The sequence below is a fragment of the Lentzea sp. JNUCC 0626 genome (assembly GCF_043632865.1).
Lineage (GTDB): Bacteria > Actinomycetota > Actinomycetes > Mycobacteriales > Pseudonocardiaceae > Lentzea.
This window is the reverse complement of the sequence record NZ_CP171635.1, coordinates 4,903,220-4,926,047: the sequence shown is the minus strand read 5'-3', so window position 1 is coordinate 4,926,047 and position 22,828 is coordinate 4,903,220. Positions and strand designations below refer to the sequence as shown.

25 protein-coding genes are annotated in these 22,828 nt (G+C 68.9%); 10 read left to right on the top strand and 15 right to left on the bottom strand.

Annotation, left to right across the window (positions count from 1 at the left end; translation table 11 throughout):
- Positions 1-45: 45 nt before the first annotated feature.
- The gene (locus JNUCC0626_RS21730) at positions 46-402 is read right to left on the bottom strand and encodes a peptidase inhibitor family I36 protein (protein WP_394621617.1); all 357 of its coding nucleotides are present in this window, start codon (positions 400-402) and stop codon (positions 46-48) included.
- A 40-nt stretch (positions 403-442) separates the two neighbouring features.
- Entirely contained in the window at positions 443-1,252 is an 810-nt protein-coding gene (locus JNUCC0626_RS21725) for a DUF72 domain-containing protein (protein ID WP_394621616.1), read from the bottom strand.
- 17 nt (positions 1,253-1,269) lie between these two features.
- On the opposite strand from JNUCC0626_RS21725, the gene JNUCC0626_RS21720 reads away from it, so the two are divergent.
- Positions 1,270-2,004, top strand: coding sequence for an arylamine N-acetyltransferase family protein (locus tag JNUCC0626_RS21720; RefSeq protein ID WP_394621615.1), 735 nt, complete (start codon positions 1,270-1,272; stop codon positions 2,002-2,004).
- On the opposite strand, the gene JNUCC0626_RS21715 is transcribed toward JNUCC0626_RS21720, so the two are convergent.
- The 3 genes from JNUCC0626_RS21715 to JNUCC0626_RS21705 are packed head-to-tail and all read right to left on the bottom strand — an operon-like array spanning position 1,959 to position 6,845.
- Complete coding sequence (locus tag JNUCC0626_RS21715) at positions 1,959-3,659, bottom strand: glycoside hydrolase family 5 protein (protein ID WP_394621614.1); 1,701 nt, start codon at positions 3,657-3,659, stop codon at positions 1,959-1,961. The two genes, JNUCC0626_RS21720 and JNUCC0626_RS21715, sit on opposite strands and share 46 nt — an antisense overlap.
- Before the next feature lie 29 nt (positions 3,660-3,688).
- Entirely contained in the window at positions 3,689-4,876 is a 1,188-nt protein-coding gene (locus JNUCC0626_RS21710; protein WP_394621613.1) for an McrC family protein, read from the bottom strand.
- Complete coding sequence (locus JNUCC0626_RS21705) at positions 4,863-6,845, bottom strand: AAA family ATPase (protein ID WP_394621612.1); 1,983 nt, start codon at positions 6,843-6,845, stop codon at positions 4,863-4,865. The genes JNUCC0626_RS21710 and JNUCC0626_RS21705 overlap by 14 nt, the downstream gene beginning before the upstream one ends.
- A 129-nt stretch (positions 6,846-6,974) precedes the next feature.
- Between JNUCC0626_RS21705 and JNUCC0626_RS21700 the strand changes: the two genes are divergently transcribed.
- Entirely contained in the window at positions 6,975-7,262 is a 288-nt protein-coding gene (locus JNUCC0626_RS21700; protein WP_394621611.1) for a type II toxin-antitoxin system Phd/YefM family antitoxin, read from the top strand.
- Positions 7,250-7,657, top strand: a complete 408-nt coding sequence (locus JNUCC0626_RS21695) for a type II toxin-antitoxin system VapC family toxin (protein WP_394621610.1) — start codon at positions 7,250-7,252, stop codon at positions 7,655-7,657. Before JNUCC0626_RS21700 ends, JNUCC0626_RS21695 begins: the two co-directional genes overlap by 13 nt.
- Here JNUCC0626_RS21695 and JNUCC0626_RS21690 read toward each other — a convergent pair.
- Complete coding sequence (locus JNUCC0626_RS21690) at positions 7,648-8,280, bottom strand: CPBP family intramembrane glutamic endopeptidase (RefSeq protein WP_394621609.1); 633 nt, start codon at positions 8,278-8,280, stop codon at positions 7,648-7,650. The two genes, JNUCC0626_RS21695 and JNUCC0626_RS21690, sit on opposite strands and share 10 nt — an antisense overlap.
- A 55-nt stretch (positions 8,281-8,335) precedes the next feature.
- Here JNUCC0626_RS21690 and JNUCC0626_RS21685 point away from each other — a divergent pair, with 55 nt between their 5' ends.
- Positions 8,336-8,851 (top strand): DUF2199 domain-containing protein, encoded by a 516-nt coding sequence (locus JNUCC0626_RS21685; protein ID WP_394621608.1) that lies wholly within the window; start codon positions 8,336-8,338, stop codon positions 8,849-8,851.
- Here the strand turns inward: JNUCC0626_RS21685 and JNUCC0626_RS21680 are convergent.
- Positions 8,790-9,323, bottom strand: coding sequence for an HAD domain-containing protein (locus tag JNUCC0626_RS21680; protein WP_394621607.1), 534 nt, complete (start codon positions 9,321-9,323; stop codon positions 8,790-8,792). The two genes, JNUCC0626_RS21685 and JNUCC0626_RS21680, sit on opposite strands and share 62 nt — an antisense overlap.
- Positions 9,324-9,431: 108 nt before the next feature.
- Between JNUCC0626_RS21680 and JNUCC0626_RS21675 the strand changes: the two genes are divergently transcribed.
- Complete coding sequence (locus tag JNUCC0626_RS21675) at positions 9,432-9,758, top strand: hypothetical protein (protein ID WP_394621606.1); 327 nt, start codon at positions 9,432-9,434, stop codon at positions 9,756-9,758.
- Between the two features lie 82 nt (positions 9,759-9,840).
- Positions 9,841-10,257: a hypothetical protein gene (locus JNUCC0626_RS21670; RefSeq protein ID WP_394621605.1), complete on the top strand. Its 417-nt coding sequence runs from the start codon at positions 9,841-9,843 to the stop codon at positions 10,255-10,257.
- A 49-nt stretch (positions 10,258-10,306) separates the two neighbouring features.
- Here the strand turns inward: JNUCC0626_RS21670 and JNUCC0626_RS21665 are convergent, their stop codons facing one another.
- From JNUCC0626_RS21665 to JNUCC0626_RS21650, 4 genes are all read right to left on the bottom strand, one after another.
- Positions 10,307-12,415: a 3-hydroxyacyl-CoA dehydrogenase NAD-binding domain-containing protein gene (locus tag JNUCC0626_RS21665; protein WP_394621604.1), complete on the bottom strand. Its 2,109-nt coding sequence runs from the start codon at positions 12,413-12,415 to the stop codon at positions 10,307-10,309.
- The gene (locus tag JNUCC0626_RS21660; RefSeq protein ID WP_394621603.1) at positions 12,412-13,626 is read right to left on the bottom strand and encodes a thiolase family protein; all 1,215 of its coding nucleotides are present in this window, start codon (positions 13,624-13,626) and stop codon (positions 12,412-12,414) included. Before JNUCC0626_RS21660 ends, JNUCC0626_RS21665 begins: the two co-directional genes overlap by 4 nt.
- A gap of 92 nt (positions 13,627-13,718) precedes the next feature.
- The gene (locus JNUCC0626_RS21655; protein WP_394621602.1) at positions 13,719-14,168 is read right to left on the bottom strand and encodes an ABA4-like family protein; all 450 of its coding nucleotides are present in this window, start codon (positions 14,166-14,168) and stop codon (positions 13,719-13,721) included.
- Positions 14,165-15,067: a hypothetical protein gene (locus JNUCC0626_RS21650; protein WP_394621601.1), complete on the bottom strand. Its 903-nt coding sequence runs from the start codon at positions 15,065-15,067 to the stop codon at positions 14,165-14,167. Before JNUCC0626_RS21650 ends, JNUCC0626_RS21655 begins: the two co-directional genes overlap by 4 nt.
- 69 nt (positions 15,068-15,136) lie before the next feature.
- On the opposite strand from JNUCC0626_RS21650, the gene JNUCC0626_RS21645 reads away from it, so the two are divergent.
- The 3 genes from JNUCC0626_RS21645 to JNUCC0626_RS21635 are packed head-to-tail and all read left to right on the top strand — an operon-like array spanning position 15,137 to position 17,077.
- Positions 15,137-15,787 (top strand): MerR family transcriptional regulator, encoded by a 651-nt coding sequence (locus JNUCC0626_RS21645; protein ID WP_394621600.1) that lies wholly within the window; start codon positions 15,137-15,139, stop codon positions 15,785-15,787.
- Positions 15,788-15,842: 55 nt separating this feature from the next.
- Positions 15,843-16,349, top strand: a complete 507-nt coding sequence (locus tag JNUCC0626_RS21640; protein ID WP_394621599.1) for an RNA polymerase sigma factor — start codon at positions 15,843-15,845, stop codon at positions 16,347-16,349.
- A complete protein-coding gene (locus tag JNUCC0626_RS21635; RefSeq protein ID WP_394621598.1) occupies positions 16,346-17,077 on the top strand; it encodes a hypothetical protein in 732 nt (243 codons plus the stop codon). The genes JNUCC0626_RS21640 and JNUCC0626_RS21635 overlap by 4 nt, the downstream gene beginning before the upstream one ends.
- A 40-nt stretch (positions 17,078-17,117) precedes the next feature.
- Here JNUCC0626_RS21635 and JNUCC0626_RS21630 read toward each other — a convergent pair whose 3' ends face one another.
- The 3 genes from JNUCC0626_RS21630 to JNUCC0626_RS21620 form a co-directional block, all read right to left on the bottom strand.
- Positions 17,118-20,306 (bottom strand): S8 family peptidase, encoded by a 3,189-nt coding sequence (locus JNUCC0626_RS21630; protein WP_394621597.1) that lies wholly within the window; start codon positions 20,304-20,306, stop codon positions 17,118-17,120.
- Between the two features lie 136 nt (positions 20,307-20,442).
- Positions 20,443-20,928, bottom strand: coding sequence for a GNAT family N-acetyltransferase (locus JNUCC0626_RS21625; protein ID WP_394621596.1), 486 nt, complete (start codon positions 20,926-20,928; stop codon positions 20,443-20,445).
- A complete protein-coding gene (locus JNUCC0626_RS21620) occupies positions 20,925-21,515 on the bottom strand; it encodes a TetR/AcrR family transcriptional regulator (RefSeq protein WP_394621595.1) in 591 nt (196 codons plus the stop codon). The genes JNUCC0626_RS21625 and JNUCC0626_RS21620 overlap by 4 nt, the downstream gene beginning before the upstream one ends.
- Before the next feature lie 71 nt (positions 21,516-21,586).
- On the opposite strand from JNUCC0626_RS21620, the gene JNUCC0626_RS21615 reads away from it, so the two are divergent.
- Positions 21,587-22,228: an O-methyltransferase gene (locus JNUCC0626_RS21615; protein WP_394621594.1), complete on the top strand. Its 642-nt coding sequence runs from the start codon at positions 21,587-21,589 to the stop codon at positions 22,226-22,228.
- On the opposite strand, the gene JNUCC0626_RS21610 is transcribed toward JNUCC0626_RS21615, so the two are convergent.
- The gene (locus JNUCC0626_RS21610) at positions 22,212-22,814 is read right to left on the bottom strand and encodes a TetR/AcrR family transcriptional regulator (protein ID WP_394621593.1); all 603 of its coding nucleotides are present in this window, start codon (positions 22,812-22,814) and stop codon (positions 22,212-22,214) included. The two genes, JNUCC0626_RS21615 and JNUCC0626_RS21610, sit on opposite strands and share 17 nt — an antisense overlap.
- Positions 22,815-22,828: the final 14 nt, after the last annotated feature.

The following is a 22,828-nucleotide window of genomic DNA, read 5'->3' as shown; positions in this document are numbered from 1 at the left end:
CGATCGAGTGGAGTTACATAGGGTGACTAAAGTAGGTCGTGCTCGTTAGGGACCCCACACCTGGAGGCCCCTGATCACGAAGTAGGCGTCCGGCACGTAGGTGCCGTGCTTCGGGTAGGTGGTGAACTCGGCCTCGGTCGAGCAGTTCTCCCGCTGGTACACGCTCGCGTCCCTGCTCAGGCGGTTCGCGAACGACTTGCCGGTGAGCGTCAGGGTGATGCACTCGCCGGGGTTCGCGGTCTCCAGGTCGAGGCGTTGCACGGAGCCCGTGTACTCCGGTCCGGCCCACACGCAGAACTCGCCCTTGTCGCAGGTTCCGTCACTCTGCGCAGCGGCGATCCCACTGGAGGCAACCGCGCCCGCAGTGATCACCAGGGCGGCGATGAGGCTCTTCGTCGACATGGGCGCACCTCCGTCGCATTGGAGTGTGCGTCCATTCGGGTCAGTCGGCCAGCCGATCTTGAAGCGCCCGTGCGTCGCGCGGGGCGTACGCCTTGGCGTCGTTGTCGAAGTAGACGAACACGTCACCGTGCGCGCTCCACGCCCGGACCTTCTCCGCCCAACGGTCGAGGCCCTCGTCGGTGTAGCCGCTCACGTAGAGCTCGTCGTGGCCGTGCAGCCGGACGTAGACGAAGTCCGCCGTGACCTCCTCGATGAACGGGTACTTGCCGGCGGCGTCCGCGATGACGACGGCGATCCCGTGGCGTTGGAGGAGCTCCAAGAACTCACGGTTGGCGTAACTGTCGTGGCGGACTTCGACGGCATAACGCATCGGCCGTTCGGCGTCTGTGGTGGTGTGGGCCGGGTCCACTCGGTGGTCGTGCCGTTCGGCGATCTTCGCGGCTTCGGTGGTGGTGCGGGGGAGCGCCTCGAAGAACGCCGTGAGCAGGCCCGCGTCGAACTGGAGCGTGGGCGGGAGCTGCCAGAGGATCGGGCCGAGCTTCGGGCCCAGGGCCAGCACTCCCGACGCCAGGTAGTTCGCGAGGAGCTCGTCGCCGTCCTTGAGGCGCTTCATGTGCGTGATGAACCTGCTGCCCTTGACCGAGAACACGAAGTCCTCGGGCGTCTCGGCGGCCCACTTCTGATAGCTCGACGGGCGTTGCAGCGAGTAGAACGAGCCGTTGATCTCGACCGAACCGAGCTGCTCGCTCAGGTACGCCAGCTCCCGCTTCTGCGTGACGCCCTTGGGGTAGAACGTGCCGCGCCAGGGTGGGTAGACCCATCCGGAAGTGCCGATCCTGACCTCGTGCATGTGGCTATCGTGGCACGGTGGACGACTACCTTCAGCGCATCGGCGCGACCCGCTCGTCGTCGTTGGCGGAGCTGCACGAACGGCACCTGATGAGCGTTCCGTTCGAGAACCTCTACACGCACATGGACACCCGGATCGTGCTGGAGATCCCGTGGCTGCACGACAAGATCGTGACGCAACGGCGCGGCGGGTTCTGCTACGAGCTCAACGGGCTGTTCGCGGAGTTGTTGCGGCACTTGGGACATCACGTCGACCTGATGGCCGCGCGGGTGTTCGGCCAGGACGGCCGGCTGGGCTATCCGTTCGCCCACCTGACGTTGCTGGTGGACGGTGAGTGGCTGTGCGACGTCGGGTTCGGAGCGTTCACCCTGCGCCCGCTGCGCTGGGACTCGCGCGAGGAACAGGTGGACCCGGCGGGCGTCTTCACGTTCGTGGACCACGGCGACGACGTCGACGTCTACAACGACGACAAGCCCTGCTACCGGATCGATCGGCGGCCGCGGGAGCTGACGGACTTCGTCCCGGCCTGCTGGTGGCAGCAGACCGGGCCGGAGTCGAACTTCCGCGTGGCGCCGAGGGCGAGCATCGCGACGCCGGACGGCCGCATCACCGTGACCGACGAGAAGATCGTGATCACGAAGAACGGCCACAGGACCGACGATCCCGTCGACGATCCTGCGGCCGCTTTCCTAGAACACTTCGGACTTCACTTCCGGCAGAGCAGCGCGTCCGGAGTCCTGCGCCAGTTGTAGGCGACACCGGCGATGTGCTCGTCCTGGGCGCACTGGCCCTTGTAGTGCCCGTTCGCCCAGTCACCGCCCTGGTCCGGCCGGTTGTCGCCCCGGTCGAACCAGAGCACGCGGGTCTGGTTTCCCTGCGCGACCGGCGCGCAGATCAACGTGAAGTTGGCGTAGCCGACGGTGGCATTGCCTTGCGGGCACTGGAGTTTCGTGTACCCGGAGGCCCAGTCGTTCGTCACGTGCTGCTCGTTGGTGACGCGCGTCGTGTTGCTCCACTGTGGACCACTGACGCACAGGCCGCGGTTGCCGGTGTGGCTGATGCCGACCAGCTTCTCGCTCTGCGGGCAGGACTCCTTGAGCAGCTGGTTCCACCGGGTCTCGCGCGCCACCTGCCCGGTCCGGCTCGGCGCGTTGACGAGGCGGTTCCACGCGCCGGCCCGCCAGTCGTCGCCGTCGTTGACGCCCATGCGGTTGCCGTTGGCGTCCCAGTGCAACAACGCCCAGCCGTTGCCGCCGCGGTTGGTGTGGAAGCCGACCAACGGCCAGTAGGCGAAGTCCGTGTCGTTGGCGATCAGCTGGTTCACGAAGCGCTCGAACCAGTCGCGCGCCTTGGGGTTGTTCTCCCCGCGGCCGCCGACCCCGAACTCGCTGATCCACAACGGCGCGGTGAAGTGCTTCTGCGCCTCGGTGATGAAGAACGCCTGCCGTTGCAACACGTTGATGTGCTCCTGCGGCGACAGGTCCTGGTAGCGCGGGTCGGTCGTCTCACCGATTCCCGTTGCGCCGCTGTGGTTCGGGCCCGTGTAACCGTAGAAGTGCGCCGAGTACACGAGCTTCTCGGGGTTCGCGAGCGTGTGGCTGAGGAACCGCGCGGGTTCCAGCGTCGGCCGCCCGTGCGCGAAGCCGTCGACGGGGATGCCCGTCCAGTTGATGCCCTCGACGATCACGAGCAGGTCGGGCGCGGTCTGCTGCAGGCGATCCGCGGCCTGCTGGGACGCCTTGTGCCAGTCGTGGTCGTTGCCCCAGCCCCAGTTCGGGTCGTCCCAGACGTTGCGGCGCACCTCGTTGTAGAGGTCCGCGCCGACAACGCGCTTGTTGGCCTTGTAGCGGTCGGCCATGAACGCCCAGTCGTTGATCCACTGGTCGGTGCTCTGGCTGGTGTTCCAGCGCTCGTTGCCGTCGACCCCGCAACACCACCGCGACGTCGTGGTGTGGTTGTTGAGGATGACGGCGAGGTTGTTGCGCGTCAGTTCGCCGACGACCGCGTCGTAGACCTCGAGGGGCCGCTTGCCGTTGAGCTGCGCGTCCTTCAGGCCGTTGACCGGGTTGGTGTCCTTGATCATCTGGTTGGAGAACGGCAGCCTGATGCTGTTGACGCCGATCTCCTTGAAACCACTGATGATCGTGGCCATCGACGCCCGGTCGAGGCCGAGCGGCACCTGGTAGGCCTTCTCGCCGGAGTGGTGGTTGGCGGGGTCGTTGATGTCGCCGGAACCGGTGTAGGTGCCGCTCGCACCGTGCCAGTTGCCGGACTTGAGCTTGAAGCGGTCGCCGTGGGCGTCGACGATCCACCGGCCTCGGGTGCTGAGGGGGCCGGTCCAGGCCGCCTCCTCCGCGTGCGCTTGCACGGGAGCCACGAGACTCGCGGCCAGGAGCAGGGGAGCCAAGACGCGAATCGTTCTCATATCTGAACAGCTTAGCTGTGGAAGCGCTCTCGCAGAACTGTCGCGTTGACTTCTGGCCGAACTGTCACATCAACGCCGACCAGGTCGATCTCCGCCAGCCGGTTGCCCCCGAAGTCGACCTTGATCAGGCGTGGCTCGGCAGCAGACGTCGAGGGGTAGACGATGGCGGTGTGCAGCCGGTCGGTGTCCGACATTCGGTAGGCACTCGCGTAAGTGAGCAGTTGGTGGATGTCGTCGCGAGTGACGTTTCGGGTGTCGTAGTTCTTGTACTTGGCGTCGATGGCCAGCCTGCCCGTCGGAGTGACCACCACGGCGTCCGGTGTGTAGCGAGCGGGCGGTCGGCCTGGTCGCCCGACCTCGATGGGGGTGATCGTGGTCGTGTCGACCATGCGCTGGACGACCCTCTCCCAGAGCACCGGCATGTCCAGCAGTTGCGAGGCGCCGACCAAGTCACCGTCGAGGTACAGGTCGCGCACGCCGCCGGCCCGCAGGATCACAGCCGCCCACGTGTGCGCGGCCCGGTAGCGGTGGTTGAGCCGGTTGTGGCGGGCGCGGGCGAGGATCTTCAGCGCGGCCTTGCCGGAGCACTCGGGGAACCTGACGAGCAGCCGCAGAGCCTCGGCACGGTGGTGCATGTTGTCGGCGGTGGTCGCCACGTGACGCAGGGCGGCGCCGCAGACCTGGTTCTCCCAGATGTCCGCGGTGCGCTCGAAGGTCCGCACGTGCAGGCGGTCGACCATCCCGTAGCGCCGGGTGGCCTGCCGGACCAGGTCGAGGCGGCCGCGCAGCACCCCTTCGACCGAGTCGTGGCTCTGGTAGTCGCGGCGCAGTTCGCCGCGGGACAGCGCCACGCACTCGTTCAAAAGGGCGCGCACGACCATGTCGCTGAAGTGGGTGCCGCCTACGTCCCAGTTCTTGTCGGGCGGGTCGAAGGGCTTCTGCGGATCGAGCGCGTAGTGCAGCCAGTTGAGGAGCATGGCGCCGCTGATCTTGATCTTCGGCCGGATCTGGATCGGCCCGTTGGTGAGTTGCAGAACTCCGACGACGTCGCCGGCCTTCACCTGCCAGCTGCTTCCTGGCCCAGGAACGAGCTTGATGTGCTTGCGCAGCTTCGGGTTCAGCAGCATGCGGTGGTCGGCCTCGGTCAGTTCGAACGGGATCGTGACCGTGCCGTACTCGGAGACCTCAGCCAGACTCATCGGCGGCCGCCTCCGCCTTGAACTGCTCGGCCAGCAGCGTGAGCAGTTCGTCCGGCGACGTGTCGGGGTCGACGTCGAGGGTGCCCTTGAGGATTTCCTTGAGCACGCGCTGGTCGTTGATCGTGTAGTCCTCCAGCAACGGCTTGATCTCGTGGAAGAACGCGGCGTGCACGTCCTTCTCGTTGTCTAGGGGCTTGCCGTCCAACAGGAAGTAGGAGTGCCCGATCTCGAAGTCGGGCCCGAGCAGGTCGCGCACCCTCGTGTTGAGCTCCGTCAGCAATTTGCCGAGGTCGAGCGCTCCGACCTCGCCGACGACGAGATCGTGGTCGGTGCGCAGTTCGCGGAACTCGAACCGACGGCGGATCGCGGCGTCGAGGTGGGCGACGCTGCGGTCGGCGGTGTTCATGGTGCCGATGATGAAGACGTTGTCAGGTACGGCATACGTGCGGCGGCTGGTCGGCAGCACGAACTTCAGGCCGCGCTTGTCGCGTTCGAGGTAGGTGACCAACTCGCCGAGGACGCGAGACAGATCGGCCCGGTTGATCTCGTCGATGACGAGGACGTGGTTCTGCTTCGGCTTCTCGCGGGCCTGTTCGCACACCGTCAAGAAGATTCCGTCTTCGAGCTTGAGCGTGAGACCGGACGCCGAGCCGATCGGCTTGTACCCCTCGACGAAGTCCTCGTAGCCGTAGGACGGGTGGAACGTCGTGTGCGTGACGTTGGCTCCGGCGAACTCCTTGGCCACCAGGTTGGCGAGACGAGTCTTGCCGGTGCCCGGTGGGCCGTGCAGGATCACCTGCTTCTTGCGTTCGAGACCGTGGATGACGTTCTTGATGTCATCAGGCACTTCCTGGACGACCGTGACCTGCGCGCGGATTCGGGTCCACAGCGCGGACCTCACCGGGGAGAACGTGCTCAGCCAGGAGTTGATCGGTTCGTCGAGCTCCTGCTCGTACCGGGTGTCCCACTCCACCGCGAGGGTGTGCCGGTACCTGGTCTTGGACGGGTCGTACTCGTAGCCCCTGTCGGTGACGGTGCCGACCGCGAGGATCTTGGACTTGCCCTGGTTCGCCACCACCCGTGAACCCGTTGGCAGGTCTCGGAAGTAGCGGAACAGCCGCGACGCCGTGGCCTTGTGCGCGTGCGCGGACTTCTCCGGATAGGCCGACAGGAGCGCCTCGGTCAGGTCTTCCTGCGTCGCGTAGTCGCCCAGGTCGCCGACCTCGTCCCAGCCGACCCTGATCACGCCCTCCGACAGGCACTCCTTCCAGTACTCGCCGTTGCGGCCCGGCGCGATCTTGACGACGTTCTCGGTCACGCCCCGCGGATCGAGGTGGCTGTACAGGAAGCGGGCAACCTCGAGGTTGGTCCAGCCGGAGAAGGTGCGGTGCCGGCTGAGCAGGTCCTTGAGCTGGCGGTTGAGGTCCCACGACAGGCCGTTCGCCACCGGCTCGGCGCCGAGGAGCTTGATGTAGTCGCGCAGGTGGGAGGCGGAGAAGATCGGCACGAACGCCTCGGGGAAGTACGTCGTGAGCGCCTTCGTGACGACCGCTTGGCCGTGCCGCAGCAGAGTGAGGCGGCTCAGCTCGCCGAACTCCTTCGCCTCGACCGCGGCGAAGGCCTGCGTGAACTGGGCGCGCAGGCGGCGCCATGCCTCGTCGACCGGAAGCTCGGCGAGTGAACCCGCCTGGTACCAGGACTGGTCGGACCGACGCCGGTAGATGATGTGCTTGACCGAGCTGCCGCCCTTGATCGTCCCCGAGTAGGGCGTGCGGAACTCCATCCTGCGGCTGAAGGAGTCTCCTTTGGTTCCCAAGGCGTAGCGGTCGAGTTCCAGGTTCGGCCACTCCGCCAGGGGGTAGTCGGCGAACACACCTGCCCGCTCGGCCTCGACGAGCTTCGACAGGGCGGTCACGTCGGGCTTGGGAAAGGCGGCGAGGGCCTTCTTCAGATCGTCCGGGCCGGGCACGGCTGCTCCTCACGACGGCGGTCTTGAGGGCTAGATCGAGCGTTGGGGACGAAACGTTGCTGGTGCGTTTGCATGCATCTCTGTAGCGACTCTGTAGCACTTATTTGGGGTTGGTGCTACCTTGGTGGCATGCAGCAGCTCAAAGCCATCGGCCAGCGTGAACTCCGCAACGACAACGCGGAGATCATGCGGCGCGTCGAGGCGGGTGAGAGCTTCGTCGTCACCCGCAACAACAAGCCCGTCGCCCAGCTCTCGCCCTACCGCGAGGAGGCGGTCAGCCGGCCGCCGCTCGGGGACGTGCAGGTGCTGTTCGGCACCCTGCCCTCGGTGGACGCCGAACGGTGGGAGGCCGATCGGCAGGCGGCTGATGCCATCTTCGGTGCCGACGACCCCCTGGACGACCCGTGGCGCAGCTGAGTTGTCTGCTCGACACCTGTGTGCTGATCAGGTTGGAGCGGGCGAACCTGGGTGAGTACGTCAACGCCCAGCCGTACTTGAGTGCCGTGACGATCGCGGAGTTGGCCTTTGGGCTCGACACCGAGGATCCGGTCGAGCGGTTCGCGCGGACCGAGCGGTACTACGCGGCGTTGCAGACGTTCGAGGTGCTGCCGTTCGGGGTCGAGGAGGCCAAGGTCTACGGGCAGATGGCCTCGTTGGTGCGGCGGGCTGGGCGCAGTCCGCGGCCTCGGCGGATGGACCTGCAGATCGCGGCCACCGCGGCGGTCGCGGGGGTGCCGGTGCTGACGATGAACGTCAAGGACTTCAAGGACGTCGGACGGCTGGTGGAGGTCGTGCCGATTCGTCAGGTCTGAGCGCCGTGGAAGAAGTACTGGCCCAGGCCGACGGTGAACACGAGCATGCCGTAGAGGGCGTGTTCGATCGACGCCGCCAGCAGGGAACGGGTGCGCTGGTAGCGGGTGGCGAAGAGCCAGCCGCCCGCTGCTGACAGGACGACCGAGACCCAGCTGCCGAAGACGATGTGCACGAAGCCGAACGCCGCCGCGCTCGCTGCGACGGTCCAGGTGCCGAACGCGGCGGAGTAGCGGTCGAACAGGAACGCGCGGAACACCAGTTCCTGCGGGTACACGCTGAGCAGCGGGTAGAACACCATCACCGCCAGCCACAGCAGTGGTTGTTCGCGCGGGAACGCGAACAGTTGCGCCGGGAACAGCACCGCCACGACGGCGATGGCGGCGACGGCCGACAAAGCCCACAGCGCGAGGATCGGGCGCCAGCGCACGGCTTCGCGGCGCCACAACGACTTCCGGTCGAACGTCTCGGAGCGCAGCAGGTACCAGACGCTCGCGCCGCCCAGGACCAGCAGCACCGGGATCGGGCTCGTGCCGCGGGCCAGCAGGAAGTAGAGCAGGGCGAGGCCGAAGAAGACGGCGACGTACTCGGCCATCAGCACGGCCCTGCGCCTCGAGGTGATCACGGGCGCGACCGTAGGCGGTCAAGGTGAACGGAGGTCGCCGCTTTAGGCTCCGGTCATGACCGCTCTGGGGTTCAGCTGTTCGTGTTGCGGTGAGGTGCACGAGGGGCTGCCGTTCGCCTACTCGATGCCGGCGCCGGTGTACTGGTCCGACGAGGTGGCCGGGTTGCCGGGCAGTTTCCTCGCCGGGGAGCAGTGCGTGATCGCGGAGGAGCACTACTTCGCGCGCGGGCGGATCGTGCTGCCGGTGCGCGACGCCGACGAGGACCTGGAGTGGGGCGTGTGGGTGTCCCTCTCGCCCGCGAACTACCAGCGCATGCTGGACGTCTTCGACGACCCGGCGCGCGTGGCCGAGCCGCCGTACTTCGGGTGGCTGTCGACGGCCCTGCCCGGCTACGAGTATCCGACCGTCAACCTCAAGACCCGGCTGCACACGCAGAAGCTCGGCGAGCGTCCGTTGATCGAGCTCGAACCGACGGGGCACCCGCTCGCCGTCGAGCAGCGCGAGGGCATCACGCTCGCACGGGTGCAGGAGTTCGCGGAGATCGCCCTGCACCAGCGAGGAACGCCCTGACGCGTTCCAGGTGGTCGATGCCGATGCCCTTGCGCGGGTCGACCGGCACCAGCAACGTGCCGGGACGTTCCGCGGCCCACTCGGTGTCGCGCGGCTGGAACTCGTCGTCCAGCCACGCGATCGGCCTCGTGCCGGCCCACTCGGTGATCGCCGGGACCTTGGCGTGCAGGCCGTCGCTGTGGCCGGCGCCGCCGAACGCGATCCACTCCAGGTCGGGCAGGCCGAGGACCGGGCCGATGAACTCGTTCGCCTCGTGTTCCCACGTCGTCGCCCACACCAGGTCGGCGTCGACGGCGGCGGCGAGCGAGAGCAGCCACGGGCCGTGCGACGGGTCGAGCCACACGCGCAACGGCCGGAAGAAGCCGTGCGGGCGGATGCGGTGCGTGGTGTAGCCGGCCGGGCGCCGGGTCGGCTTCGCGAGAAACGGGTTCAGCGGGCCGTCGACGTCCAGCAGGATCGCGGGACGAGGCATGCCCGATGAGATCATTCAGAAGCCTCAGGAGCTCGTGAATTTCGAAAACGACCCGATCGGGACGTCCGAACGGCTAATGATCCGGCGTTTCATCCCGATACCTGACACATGACTGTCACGGACATCGCGACGTGGGGTACGGCGGACCACGTGCGAGCCGCGCTCGAACGCCACCTCGAAGACGCGCTGGTCGAGGTTCCCCAGGACGACGATTCACCCCGCTGGGCGTTCGGTGAGGCCCTGCGCAGGTCGTTGATGCTGCGCCAGACCCACCCGTTCGACACCGTCGCCCTCGGCCTGCCGGACCTGCCGCGCTACCGGGAACTGGTGGCGGGCTCCGAGGTGACGTTGCGCGCGACGAACATCGACGCCTACTTCATCTGCCAGGCCGGCAAGGCCGAGCTGCACCAGCCCCAGATGGTGCCGGAGGCCTAGCGGGCAGGCGCCGCTGCCCGTTCAGGACATGCCGGTGCCGACCGCTTGAAAACAGCAGGTCACAGGCTGTTCCCTCGCGGGCGTGCAGACACTTGTCCTCAGCGACGCGAGCCGGACGATGGCCGGCGTCATGCTGATCACGCTCGTCACGATCGAGTCCGGCGGCTGGTTCCTGACGCGGATCGCGCGCGGCGCGGTGCCGATGACGGAGTTCCAGAAGTCGTCCGCCCGCGCCGGGCACGGACACGCGGGTGTGCTGGTCACGCTCGGGCTGATCTGCGCCGTGCTGGCCGACGCGGCGGGACTCGACGGCGCCCTCGGCTGGATCGCGCGACTCGGCGTGCCTGCGGCCGCCGCGCTGATGTCGGGTGGGTTCTTCGCCGCCTCGGCGGGCAAGGGGCGGACCGAGCCGAACGGGTTCGCGTGGATCCTCTGGCTCGGCGCGGTGTCGCTGGCCGCCGGAGTGCTGACGCTCGGGATCGGGCTCCTCACCGCGTGAAGAAGCCCCGGCTCCGTCGAGGAGGAACCGGGGCTTCGACTACGGCGATCTAGGCGGGCACCGACGCCACACCCGGCGCCAGGAAACGCTTGCCCGTGACCTTCTCCGAGATGCCCGTGCGGTCCAGGTACGGCGTGATGCCGCCCAGCCAGAACGGCCACCCGGCGCCCAGGATCATGCACAGGTCGATGTCCTGCGCCTCCGCGACCACGCCCTCGTCGAGCATGATCCGGATCTCCTCGGCCAACGCCTCCAGCGCGCGGTTCTTCACCTCGTCACCGGTCAGCGGCGCGTCACCGAAGTTCCACAGCGCGAGGACCTCGGGGTCGACCGTCTGGTTGCCGGACGAGTCCCACTGCCAGACAGCGCCCTTGCCGGCGGCGACGAACTTCTTCATGTTCTCCGACACCGAGAACCGGTCGGGGAACGCGCCGTGCATCGTCTCCGACACGTGCAGCGCGACGGCGGAACCGACCAGCTGCAGCAGGATCATCGGCGACATCGGCAGGCCCAGCGGCTCGGTGGCCTTGTCGGCGACCTCGAACGACGTGCCCTCGTCGACCGACTTGATGACCTCGCCCATGAAGCGGGTCAGCAGGCGGTTCACGACGAACGCGGGCGCGTCCTTCACGAGCACCGAGGACTTCTTGAGCTGCTTGCCGATCGAGAACGCCGTCGCCAGCGTGGCGTCGTCGGTCTGCTCGGCGCGCACGATCTCCAGCAACGGCATGACCGCGACCGGGTTGAAGAAGTGGAAGCCCACGACCCGCTCGGGGTGCTTGAGCTTCGACGCCATGTCCGTGATGGACAGCGACGACGTGTTCGTCGCGAGGATCGCCTCGGCGGAGACGTGCTCCTCGACCTCGGCGAACACCTGCTGCTTGACGGCCAGGTCCTCGAACACGGCCTCGATCACGAAGTCGGCGTCGGAGAACGCGGCCTTGTCGAGCGAACCGGAGACCAGCGCCTTGAGGCGGTTCGCCTCGTCCGGCGAGATCCGCTTCTTGCCGGCGAGCTTGTCGATCTCGGCGTGGACGTAGCCGACGCCCTTGTCCACGCGTGCCTGGTCGATGTCGGTCAGCACGACCGGCACGTGCAGGCGGCGGATGAACAGCAGCGCCATCTGCGAGGCCATCAGGCCCGCGCCGACGACACCGACCTTGGTGACCTTGCGCGCCAACGACTTGTCGGGCGCGCCCGCCGGTCGCTTGGCCCGCTTCTGCACCAGGTTGAACGAGTACAGGCCTGCGCGCAGCTCGTCGCTCATGATGAGGTCCGCAAGGCCCTCGGTCTCGGCGGCGTAGCCCTTCTCCAGGTCGTTCTCGCGCGCCAGTTCCAGCAGCTCCAGCGCCTTCAACGCACCGGGCGCCGCGCCCTTGGTCTTGCCGTGCACGATGCCCTTGGCGCGCGCGACGGCCGCGTCCCACGCGTCACCGCGGTCGATCTCCTTGCGCGGCACCGAGATCTCGCCGCGCACGACGCCGGACAGCCACAGCAGCGACTGCTCCAGGTAGTCGGCGGAGTCGAACAGCACGTCCGCGATGCCCAGCGCGAGAGCTTCCTTCGGCTTGAGCATCTTGTTCTGGTTCAACGCGTTCTCGAAGATCACCGTCACGGCGTCGTTGGCGCCGATCAGGTTCGGCAGCAGCTGCGTGCCGCCCCAGCCAGGGAACAGGCCCAGGAACACCTCGGGCAGCGCGATCGCGGCCGCGTTCGACGCCAGCGTGCGGTAGTGGCACGACAGCGCGAGCTCCAGGCCACCGCCCATGACCGCGCCGTTGACGAAGGCGAAGGTCGGGACGTCCGAGTCGGTGAACTTCTTGAAGACGTCGTGGCCGAGCTTGCCGATCACCACGCCCTGCGAGCGGTCGCCGGTCTCCTCGACGCCGGACAGGTCCGCGCCGACGGCGAAGATGAACGGCTTGCCGGTCACCGCGATGGCGGCGGGCTTGGCCGCGTAGGCCTCGTCGAACGCCGCGCCCAAAGACACCAGCGACTGCGGGCCGAACGTCGACGGACGCGTGTGGTCCAGGCCGTTGTCGATCGTGATGAACGCGACCGGCTTGTCCAGCCCGGGCACGCTGATCAGACGAGTCTTGGCGTGAGTGACGACCTCGTCGGGGAAGATCGCCTTTGCTTCCTCAGCGGTGATGGTCACTTGCCACTCCAGTTCGGGTTCTCCCAGATGACCGTTCCACCCATGCCGATGCCGATGCACATGGTGGTGAGGCCGTAACGGACGTCCGGACGCTCGGCGAACTGACGCGAGAGCTGCGTCATCAGACGGACACCGGACGAGGCCAGCGGGTGGCCCGTCGCGATGGCGCCGCCCCACTGGTTCACGCGGGGGTCGTCGTCGGAGATGCCGAAGTGGTCGAGGAACGCGAGCACCTGGATCGCGAACGCCTCGTTCACCTCGAACAGGCCGATGTCCTCGATGGACAGACCGGCGCGCTGCAGTGCCTTCTCCGTGGCCGGAACCGGGCCGATGCCCATGACCTCGGGCTCGACACCCAGGAACGAGTAGCCGACCATCCGCATGCCGACGGGCAGGCCGAGCTCGCGCGCGGTCTCCTCCTCGGCGAGGATGCAGCCGGTCGCGCCGTCGTTCAGACCGGCCGCGTTGCCCGCGGTGATCCGGCCGTGCGGGCGGAACGGGGTCTTGAGCTTGGCGAGGTCCTCGACCGTGGTGCCCGGACGCGGCGGCTCGTCGGCCGTCGCGAGGCCCCAGCCGTTCTCCGCCGAGCGGGTCGCGACGGGCACGAGCTCCGGCCCGATCTTGCCGTTCTTGAGCGCGTCGGCGTACTTGGCCTGGGAGTTGGCCGCGTAGGCGTCCGTGCGGTCCTTGGTGATGTGCGGGAACCGGTCGTGCAGGTTCTCCGCGGTCTGGCCCATGACGAGTGCGCTGGTGTCGACGATCCGGTCCGACAGGAAGCGCGGGTTCGGGTCGACGCCCTCGCCCATCGGGTGCCTGCCCATGTGCTCGACGCCGCCCGCGATGGCGATGTCGTAGGCGCCGAACGCGATGCCGCTCGCGGCCGTGGTCACGGCGGTCATCGCGCCCGCGCACATGCGGTCGATCGAGTAGCCGGGCACCGACTTCGGCAGGCCCGCGAGCAGTGCCGCGGTGCGGCCGAGCGTGAGGCCCTGGTCGCCGATCTGCGTGGTCGCCGCGATGGCGACCTCGTCGACCCGCTCCGGCGGCAGCTCGGGGTGCCTGCGCAGCAGCTCACGGATGACCTTGACGATCAGGTCGTCGGCACGGGTCTCGGCGAAAATCCCCTTGGGGCCGGCCTTGCCGAACGGCGTGCGTACGCCGTCGACGAAGACCACGTTCCGAACGCGTGCCGGCGCTGCTGGTGCGGCCACGGCGTCTCCTCCACTTGTGGTGACAACTCTGTCCACTACCGGTCGGGCTGCGCGACATCCCTACCGGTCGGTAACGCCAACTCTAACCCTAGTTACTGGTGAGTAACCACTGCGGGGCCCCTGTTGGTTGTGTCACACACCTTGCGGATGATCAGGAACAGCGGCAACCCGACCGGAGCCAGCAGGATCGTGATCACCAGAACGGGTGCCATGACGAGCGGGTGGACGTTCAGCCGACGGCTCTCGAGGTACATCCAGCGCCCGACGAAGAGGTCCCACGCGAGCATGTGCGCCCACACCAGCGCGGTGCCGGCGGGAGTGGCCAGGTACTCCGCCAGCGGTCCGAGTTCGGGCCGGGTGACCAGCGGCAGCACCGTGGACAGCTCGGGGATCAGCAGCACGACGTAGATCAGGGCGGGCGGCAGCACGATCAGGTAGGACTCGGCGATCCGCTGCGTCCACGACCACTTCGGCGCGAGGATCATCAACGCCCAGAACGGCGCGGCGACCAGGAACGTCAGGTCGAACAGGGTGGCGATCATGCGAGCGTGTACTCCTTCTTGGTTCCCTTGCTCGGCTGCCGCGACCACAGCACCCCGAGCGCGGTCGCGGCGAGGACGGCAGCGGCGACGATCAGCGTCAGCGCGTCCGGCTTGATCAGCGACTGCCCGCGCAGTGCCTGCCACGTCACGAGCAGCGTCATGCCCAGGTAGCCGCCGCTGAGGACCCACGCGAAGCGCGTGTTCGCCCAGCGTCCCGCGAGCAGGATCAGCAGGGGCAGGACCTGGAGCGCGTGCATGCCCACGAAGTGGCCGATGCGCAGGTCGCCGTGCTCGGTGCTCCAGCCGGTGATCGGCATGTAGGCGCCGCCGTCGGCCGCGCCGATCGTGTGCGAGCCGAGCGTGTCGCCGTCGAGCGCCTGGCCGGGCTTCGGGCTGGTCATCAGGAACCCGACGCCGAGGCCCAGGAACGAGATCACGAGCCCGAGCCGGATGGACCAGGAGAACGCCTTGTTCTCGATGTCCGTGCGCCACAGCAGGATCGCGACGATCGCGTGGGTCACCCACAGCACGACGATCGTCGAGCCCATGATCGAGAACAGCGCGGTGTCGAGCGGCGTCTCGAAGTTGAAGTGGCTGCGCTTGCCGCGGATCACCTGGCCGACGATCACGACCATCTCGGCCGCGCCGGCCACCGTCAGCACCGTGCCCGCCCACCAGCCGACGCGCTGGAACCGCTTCAGGAACGTGAGCAGCCACGCGAGCGTGAACGAGTAGAGCGCGAGCGACACGGCGAACTTGAACGGCTTGAGCCAGATCGGCGAGTTCATCACCGTGCGGTCGTCGACGACGAGTCCGACGAGCGCGATCGGGATGAGCGCCACCATCGCCCACCCGAAGACGACTAACGGGCGGTGCCAGTTCTGCATGGCCTTCAGCATCGGAACCCCCTGCTTAGAATGGATAGTGGAGCTCTCCACTATCGATAAACGGGAAGGTACACTATCCATATGCGTGTTGGCGAGCTTTCGAAGAAGAGCGGCGTCCCGGTGCCGACGATCAAGTACTACCTGCGCGAGGGACTGCTGCCCGCCGGCGTGCTGACCAGCCCGAACCAGGCCCACTACGACGACGAGCACCTGCGTCGGCTGCGGCTCGTCCGTGCCCTGATAGACGTCGGAGGTCTGTCGATCGCCTCCGTGCGGGACGTCCTCGGAGCCATCGACACGCACGACGAGTCGCTGCACAACAAGCTCGGAGCCGTCCAGGAGGCCATCAGCCACCCGAGCCCGGTGGAACTCGACCCGCTGGCGGTCGAGGACGTCCAGGCGTTCTTCGCGCGCAACGGCCAGACCGAGTGCGTCGACGTGACCGAGTCGAACGTGACCCACATGCTCGCGGCCGCGCTGTCCTCGGCCAGGTCGGTCGGCCACGAGAGGATCCACGAGCTGCTCGACCCCTACCTGGAGGGGCTGAAGATCATCGCCCAGGCGGACCTCGAGTACGTCACCCGGCACAGTTCGCCCGACGACGTCATCGAGGCGATGGTCGTCGGCACTCTGATCGGGGACACCGTCCTCAAGGCGGTGCGGCGGCTCGCGCACGCGCAGGTGTCGCGCGAGCGGCTCGGACCGGGCACGGAGCCGTACCTCTCGAACTGATGCGTTCAGGGTGAAAGACCGGGTGTCCTGCCGGACATGACCCGGGGTGGAGCAGGTGGACGTGGAACCGCGCCGGACGGGTTTCGACGCCGTCGCGCAGGAGCTGATCGAGCCGCTGCGCAGATACCTCGCGCGCCGGACCGACGCGGCGACCGCGGACGACGTGCTGTCCGAGACGTTGCTGGTGGCCTGGCGGCGCCGGGCCGAGATGCCGGCCGAACCGCTGGCCTGGGCGTACGCCGTGGCACGCAACTGCCTCGCCAACGCTGATCGGGCGCGGCGGCGGCAGGACCGGTTGCTGGTGCGGATCTGGCAACTCGCGAGACCGCCCGAGCACGCGCCCGCCCGTGACGACCCGGATCCGGGGCTGGCCAGAGCGCTCGGACGGTTGTCCGAGGTGGACGCCGAACTCGTGCGGCTCTGGGCGTGGGAGGAACTCGGGCCCGCGGAGATCGCCCTGGTGGTGGGGATGAGCGCCAACGCGGTCAGCATCCGCCTGCACCGGGCGCGCCGGAAGTTGAAGTCCCTGCTGGACGAGCAGGCGGAAGGAGAGCGGCCATGACCGACGACGACCTGCGCGACCGGATGCGCCGCGCCGACCCCGCCGCCTCGTTGCGGCCGTTGCCCGAGGACGAGACGCGCCGGCTGCTCGCCGGGGTGGCGGTGCCGGTGGAGCCCCGGTTCGTCCTGCGGAGGCTGCCGGTGCTCGTCGGGGCGGCGGCCGTCGTCGCCGTCGTGGCCGGGGTGCTCGTGTTCGACGGCGACGGGAACGCGCCGGTGCCGCGGTCCGAGGTCGCGTTGCCGACGTCGACGCAACCGGGGCTCGCGAACGGATCTGGGCTGCCGGACACCAGCGGCGGCCGGTTGACCACGAGCGTCACGCCGCCGACCAGCACGACCACCGCGCCGGCGCCGACGACGACCTCGTCGGACGGGCGCAAGACCACGGTCGCGGTGCTCGCGGACGGGCCGGTCGATCCGGAGGTCCGGTGCCGTGCGCCCGAGGCGGCGGTGCTGCGGGAACGCGCGCAGATGGCGTTCGAGGCGACCGCGCTGAAGATCGAGGGCAATCTGGTGACGTTGCAGGTGCGGCGGGCGTGGCTCGGCCAGGCCGATCTCGTCGAGGTCCGCACCACCGCGACCGCGCCGGTGCTGGCCGGGTTCGAACCCGAGGTCGGCAGGACCTACCTCGTCGCGGCGAGCGACCTGCGGGTGATGGGCTGCGGCTACAGCGGACCCGACGAACCCGGGCTGCGGGCGGTCTACGACGAGGCTTTCCCCGGACGGTGAACGGCGGTGCGCCCTGGAGGGACGCACCGCCGTATCCGGACTACTTGGTCAGGTAGGCGTTGAGCACGGTCTGGGTGACCGAGTCACCGCCCTTGCCCACGGCCGTGGCGCGCAACGAGACGCTGCCGCCGCGGCCGGGGTTGACGACGTAGGCCGCGTTGCCGACGACCAGCGCCTTCAGCCAGGTCGCGCCCTTGTCGTAGGACACCTGCACGGACAACGACCTCGTCTTGCCCTGGACGGTCAGCGGGATCTGCTGGAACCGGTGTGCGGGCAGGGTGCCGTCGAGGGCGAGGTCCGGGGTGAACCTGACCATCGACAACGGCACCTGGGTGACGGCCGGCGTCGTCGCCGAGTCGAAGCCCCACGTCGTGGTGACCGAGGTGCTGATCGCCGCCACGCCCGAGCGGGTCGCGGTGGTCGTCAGCTCGTAGCGGCCGGGCGTCGAGGGCAGCGAGAAGAACGTCTCCAGGTCGAGCGGGCGGTCGGTCGAGTCGACGACCTTCCCGCCGCGCTTGAGCACCGTCGATCCCGAGTCGACGATCGAACCGCCGGAGCGGCCCTGCCCGTCGGCGAAGAACGGCAGGCTGCCGAACAGGATGTCGCCGTCGCGGAAGAGGCCCACGCGGCGTTCGTCGGTCAGCAGCGGGCCGAAGACGCCGGTGTTGAACGTCTTCTGGTAGGTGCGGCCCGGTTTGAACTGCTCGTTCGGGGAGTTCCAGTACGCCTCGGACACCTCGCCGTGGTCCTGTTCGAAGCGCAGGCTCCAGGTGTTGGTGGGGGAGTGCAGGTTCACCTTGCGGGTGTGCGGCAGGGCGTAGCCGAACGCGACGCCGAACAGCGGGCTGTCGCCGACCTCGGCCTGGGCGTGCAGGTAGCCGGTGCGGTCCGGCGCGGTGGTGCCCGCCTTCGCCTCGATGGTCACGAGGTCCTTCTGCCTGAGCTGCTTGCGGTAGCCCGTCCAGAACTTCGTGAGCGTCGTGTTCTGGTCGACGACGTGGAACTCCTCGTTGCCGGCGCCGGTGTAGGAGGCGATGACCAGTTCGTTCATCTCGCCCGGCTTGCCCTCGGGGCCGACGTGCGCGGTGCTGAGGACGTTCAGCGGCACGCCCAGCAGGCCGAAGCCGTACTCCATCTCCGGGACCTTGTGGCCGACGCGGATGTAGGAGTGCCGTTCGGTGGGCTTGCCGGGCAGGCCGATGTCGACGGGCTTGGCCTGGCGGGCGTCGAGGGTGATCGTGGTGTCCTTCGTGACGTCGATGTTCGTGCCGTTGAACCAGGTGTAGTAAGGGTTCGGCTGGTCGGGGCTGATCCACTCGTGGCCGTTGACCAGGTAGCGGCCCTTGGCGACGCGGAGGGTCTCCAGGCCGGTGCCGAGTCCGGCGAACGCGCCCTTCGCCTCGCCGGTGACGCCCTGCAGGCTCGCGAACCAGTTCTTCGCGGGCTTGCCGTCCCGGCCGATCGTCTTGATCGTGAGGCTGTAGCGCTCGGCTTCGCGCGTCACGGCCGCAGGGGTCGTCACGGACTGGCCGCCGCCACTCGCGTTGATGTACGCGCTGAACGTGCCGGACGCGTCGCCGCCGAGTTTGGTGTCAGCGGTCAGAGTGGTGGTGGCCGTGCCGTGCGCGGGCACGGTCAGGGTGGCGTCCTTCAGCGTGAAGAAACCCTGCGGCGCCGTGGTGTCGACCTTGAGTGCGAGGGTGACCGGCTGGTCGCCCTTGTTGGTGTAGACGACGTCCTTGGTGCTCGGGACGTCGTCGTGGTGCGGCCACAACGCCGTGCCGAACGAGACCGAGCCGGACGTGATCGTCTGCTTGATCGCGTGGGCGACGTCCGTGCGTCCGGCGCCCTGTTCGAACGGGGTGTGTGCGCCCGGCTCGGCCGACGCCATCAGCGCGGCCTTGATCTCGTCGCCACGCCAGTCCGGGTGAAGCTGGGCGAGGATCGCCGCCGCGCCCGCGACGTGCGGGGTGGCCATCGACGTGCCGTCGAGCGAGATGTAGCCCTCGGCCGGGCTGGGCCTGGTCTCGCCGAGCCTGCCCGCCGCCGCGGCGCCGATGCCGACGCCAGGAGCGGTGATGTCCGGCTTGACGGCGCCGTCCCCGTTGCGCGGCCCGGTGCTGGAGAAGCTCGCGAGCTTGTCGTTGCGGTCGACGGCGCCGACGGTCAGCGCGGCGTCCGCGCTGCCGGGGGAGCCGACCGAGTTCGGTCCCGCGTTGCCCGCCGCGATGACGAACAACGTGCCCGTCTTCTGGGAGAGCCGGTTGATCAGCACCTCCATCGGGTCGAGCAGCGGGCCGTCGTCGCCGCCGAGGCTCATGTTGACGACGTCCGCCTGCTGCTCGACGGCCCACTCGATGCCCGCGAGGATGCCGGACTCGTAGCCGGAGCCGTCGTCGCCGAGCACCTTGCCGTCGAGGATGCGCGCGCCCGGTGCCACACCCCGGAACTTCCCGCCCGACTTCGCCCCGGTGCCGGCCGCGATGGACGCGACGTGCGTGCCGTGCCCGACGCGGTCCTGGTTGTCGGGGGAGTCGGTGAAGTTGCGTTCCGCGATCTCCTGCGTGGCGAGGTCCGGGTGCGTGTTGTCGACGCCGGTGTCCAGCACGGCGATCTTCACGCCGGTGCCGTCGAGCCCGGTCTGCCACGCCTGGGGCGCGCCGATCTGGGCGGTGCTGCGGTCGAGCGCGGCCTTGCGCACCGCGTCGAGCCAGATGGTCGTCTTGGCGCTGCGGGCGTCGGGGTTCGTCAGCGACTTCCACACGGTCGGCGCGGACTCGGCCGTGACCGTGACGGCGTCGACGCCGATGCGGCTGAACGACCGCGCGGCCGCGAGTCCGGACCCCTGCGACACGAGCACCTTGAGGCCGTTGTGCCTCGCGTACTCGGGCTTGCTCAGCAACGCGAGGTCGAACAGGCGCTGGTCGACCCGGCCCTCGGCGATCAACGGCTCGACGTCGGCGGGCACGACGTACAGATGCGCGCCGTCCTCTCTCGTGGTGACGAGGATGTGTTCACGGCCTGGCGCGGCCTTGAACTGCAGCGGCTTGCCTCTGTCGTCGGTCAGCACCTGGTCGCCCGTGATGAGGGTGAGCCAGCGCTGCTGGGTCGACACCGACTGGTCGATGCCGGTTGTGGTCCCGGCCGTGGTTGCGGCGGCGGGGGTGACGCCGCACAGGACCGAGGCCAGCACGAGACCGGCCGCGGCGAGGGGGAGATGAGGTTTCAAGGGAGGCCTCTCCTGGTGACGGACAACTCCTCGGCGGCATATGTCCGTCACTCCTCCCCGATATTTCGCAACGGCAACTGTCAACAGCACCGGGCTGGGCCCGAAGGAAACTGATATATCGGATATTGGATTTCGATCAGGAGAGGCGCAGGCTCCAGCGGACCTCGCCGTCGTCGTCGACCTCGTCGGTGCGGGTGAGACCGGCCGCGACCGCGACGGCGGCCGAGGCGTGGTGGTTCGGGTGGACGTGGGCGATCACGGCCTCGATCGGCTGCGTGCGCAGCCAGGTGACCAGCCCCTGGGCGGCTTCGCGGGCGATGCCGCGGCCCTGCCACGGGGTGCCGACGACCCAGGCGATCTCTGCGGTCCGGTCGGCGACGGTCGCCTGGACGGTGCCGGTCAGGCAGCTCTCGTCGCGGAGCCGGATCACCCAGTTCAGCCACCGCACTGTCGGGTCGGGGGAGCCCGCGGCCAGGCGTTCGTAGTGGGTCCGGAGCGCCTCGGGAGACAGCGGAGCGCCGCTGATGAACGTGTGCAGCGCCTGGTCCGACAGGACGGCGGCCATCTCGGGGGCGTGCTCCGGGGTCAGTGGCAGCAGGTCCAGGCGGGCGGTGGTGATCATCGCCGGTGCTGGGCGAGGAAGGCGGCGACGAGGTCGTCGGTGAACGCGCGCGGGACCGGGGCGCCGGTCACCAGGACCCGGTAGTGGACGGGGCCGACCAGCTGGTCGACGGCGACGTCGACGTCGAGGTCCGGGAGGTCGCCGCGGGCGATGGCGCGTTCGATCGGGAGGCGGTCGCGGGTGCGCTGGTGGCTCAGGTGGTCGTCGCGCAGGCGGGTCGCGAGGGCGGGGTCGTGCTGGGCCTGGCCGGTCAGCGCCCGGAAGACGGCGCCGGGGTCGGACGTGGTGAGGAAGCCGGCCAGGTTCGCCAGGTGGGTGCGGAGGTCGGTGGCCAGGTCGCCGGTGTCCGGCGGCGTGAGGTGTTCGGCCATGTCCTCGGTGAACGCCTCCAGCAGGACGTCGACCTTGGACGGCCACCAGCGGTAGATCGTCTGCTTGGCGACGCCCGCCCGCGCGGCGATGCCCTCGATCGTCACGCCCGCGAAGCCCTTCTCGGCCAGCAGGTCGTCGGCCGCCTCCAGCACGGCGCTGCGTGCCTGTTCGCTGCGGCCGTGCCGGTTGCCGCGGTGCGCGGTGTCGCTGGTCATCGCCTGTCTCCCACGGGCCGTACCTTAACCGGGCCTAGCCTAGACGCAACGTTGCGTCTACTCTGGCCTGCATGACGATCACGTTGCACGAGGACCGGGTCCGCGAAGTGCTGGAGCGGCTGTTCGAGGCCGCAGGGGAGGACGAGACGCGCGAGGTGTCGTGCGGGCACTGGCGCGAGGCGGGTGCGCAGGAACGGGCCGACGCGCTCGACTCCATCTACATGCCCATCTCCGCTCGCGGCGGCGACCTGCTCTACGGGCTGGTCCGGGCCTGCCGGCCGGAGACCGTGGTGGAGTTCGGGACGTCGTACGGCATCTCGACGCTCTACCTCGCGGCGGCCGTGCGGGACAACGGCCGCGGGCACGTCTACGGAACGGAACTCTCCGCGGTGAAGCTGGCGGCGGCCCGCGCGAACCTGGAGGAGGCCGGGCTCGGCGGCGTCGCCACGGTGCTGCCCGGCGACGCCCGGCAGTCGCTCGCGGGGCTGGAGGGACCGATCGGGCTGGTGCTGCTCGACGGCTGGAAGGAGCTCTGCCTGCCGGTGCTGCGCGACCTCGAACCGAGGCTCGCGCCGGGGGCGTTGGTGGTCGCCGACGACATCGACAAGGAGTCGATGGCCGGGTACCTCGAGTACGTGCGGGACCCGGCCAACGGCTACGTCAGCGTCGCGTTCCCCGTCGAGGACGGGATGGAGATCAGCTGTCGCGGGTGACGCACCGCAACGCCACGACGGTGGCCCTGCGCATCGCGGCCTGCGTGATGGCGGGGGAGTCGCCGCGCGTGAGGCTCGTGACGGTCGCGGCGCTGATCGCGCCCATCAGCGCGCCGACCATCGCGGACGCCGTCACCTCGTCGAGTTCGCCGGGGTGGGCGGCCAGCAGGGCCGCGGTGATCTTCACCTGGGCCTGGAACATCGCGTGCAGCACGCGGGCCTGGACCGCCGGGGTGGTCACGACGAGTTCGGCGCGCAGGGCGGCCAGGCCGGACGGCAGGTCGCCCGCCGCGGTGTTCGCGATCATGCGGGTCGCGGCCGCCAGCAGCGACTCGCGGGGTGTGGCGTGCCCGGCGACGGCCTCGACGGCCAGCGCGACGCGGGCGTCGCTGTCGGCCAGCAGCACGTCCTCCTTGGTGGGGAAGTGCAGGAAGAACGTGCGTTTGCTGACGTCGGCGAGGTCCGTGATGTCGGTGACGCTGGTGTTGTCGTAGCCCCGCTCGGTGAAGAGCCGGACCGCCGCCGCGACCAACGCCTGGCGAGTGGCCTGCTTCTTGCGTTCGCGACGCCCTGAATCGTCTGACACAGGTCTAACTTACT

Excerpts from the sequence above, each read along its gene's own strand:
- JNUCC0626_RS21730 (WP_394621617.1), bottom strand. The coding sequence starts at position 402 with ATGTCGACGAAGAGCCTCATCGCCGCCCTGGTGATCACTGCGGGCGCG.
- JNUCC0626_RS21725 (WP_394621616.1), bottom strand. The coding sequence starts at position 1,252 with ATGCACGAGGTCAGGATCGGCACTTCCGGATGGGTCTACCCACCCTGG.
- JNUCC0626_RS21710 (WP_394621613.1), bottom strand. The coding sequence starts at position 4,876 with ATGAGTCTGGCTGAGGTCTCCGAGTACGGCACGGTCACGATCCCGTTC.
- JNUCC0626_RS21700 (WP_394621611.1), top strand. The coding sequence starts at position 6,975 with ATGCAGCAGCTCAAAGCCATCGGCCAGCGTGAACTCCGCAACGACAAC.
- JNUCC0626_RS21685 (WP_394621608.1), top strand. The coding sequence starts at position 8,336 with ATGACCGCTCTGGGGTTCAGCTGTTCGTGTTGCGGTGAGGTGCACGAG.
- JNUCC0626_RS21680 (WP_394621607.1), bottom strand. The coding sequence starts at position 9,323 with ATGCCTCGTCCCGCGATCCTGCTGGACGTCGACGGCCCGCTGAACCCG.
- JNUCC0626_RS21675 (WP_394621606.1), top strand. The coding sequence starts at position 9,432 with ATGACTGTCACGGACATCGCGACGTGGGGTACGGCGGACCACGTGCGA.
- JNUCC0626_RS21655 (WP_394621602.1), bottom strand. The coding sequence starts at position 14,168 with ATGATCGCCACCCTGTTCGACCTGACGTTCCTGGTCGCCGCGCCGTTC.
- JNUCC0626_RS21650 (WP_394621601.1), bottom strand. The coding sequence starts at position 15,067 with ATGCTGAAGGCCATGCAGAACTGGCACCGCCCGTTAGTCGTCTTCGGG.
- JNUCC0626_RS21645 (WP_394621600.1), top strand. The coding sequence starts at position 15,137 with ATGCGTGTTGGCGAGCTTTCGAAGAAGAGCGGCGTCCCGGTGCCGACG.
- JNUCC0626_RS21635 (WP_394621598.1), top strand. The coding sequence starts at position 16,346 with ATGACCGACGACGACCTGCGCGACCGGATGCGCCGCGCCGACCCCGCC.
- JNUCC0626_RS21625 (WP_394621596.1), bottom strand. The coding sequence starts at position 20,928 with ATGATCACCACCGCCCGCCTGGACCTGCTGCCACTGACCCCGGAGCAC.
- JNUCC0626_RS21620 (WP_394621595.1), bottom strand. The coding sequence starts at position 21,515 with ATGACCAGCGACACCGCGCACCGCGGCAACCGGCACGGCCGCAGCGAA.
- JNUCC0626_RS21615 (WP_394621594.1), top strand. The coding sequence starts at position 21,587 with ATGACGATCACGTTGCACGAGGACCGGGTCCGCGAAGTGCTGGAGCGG.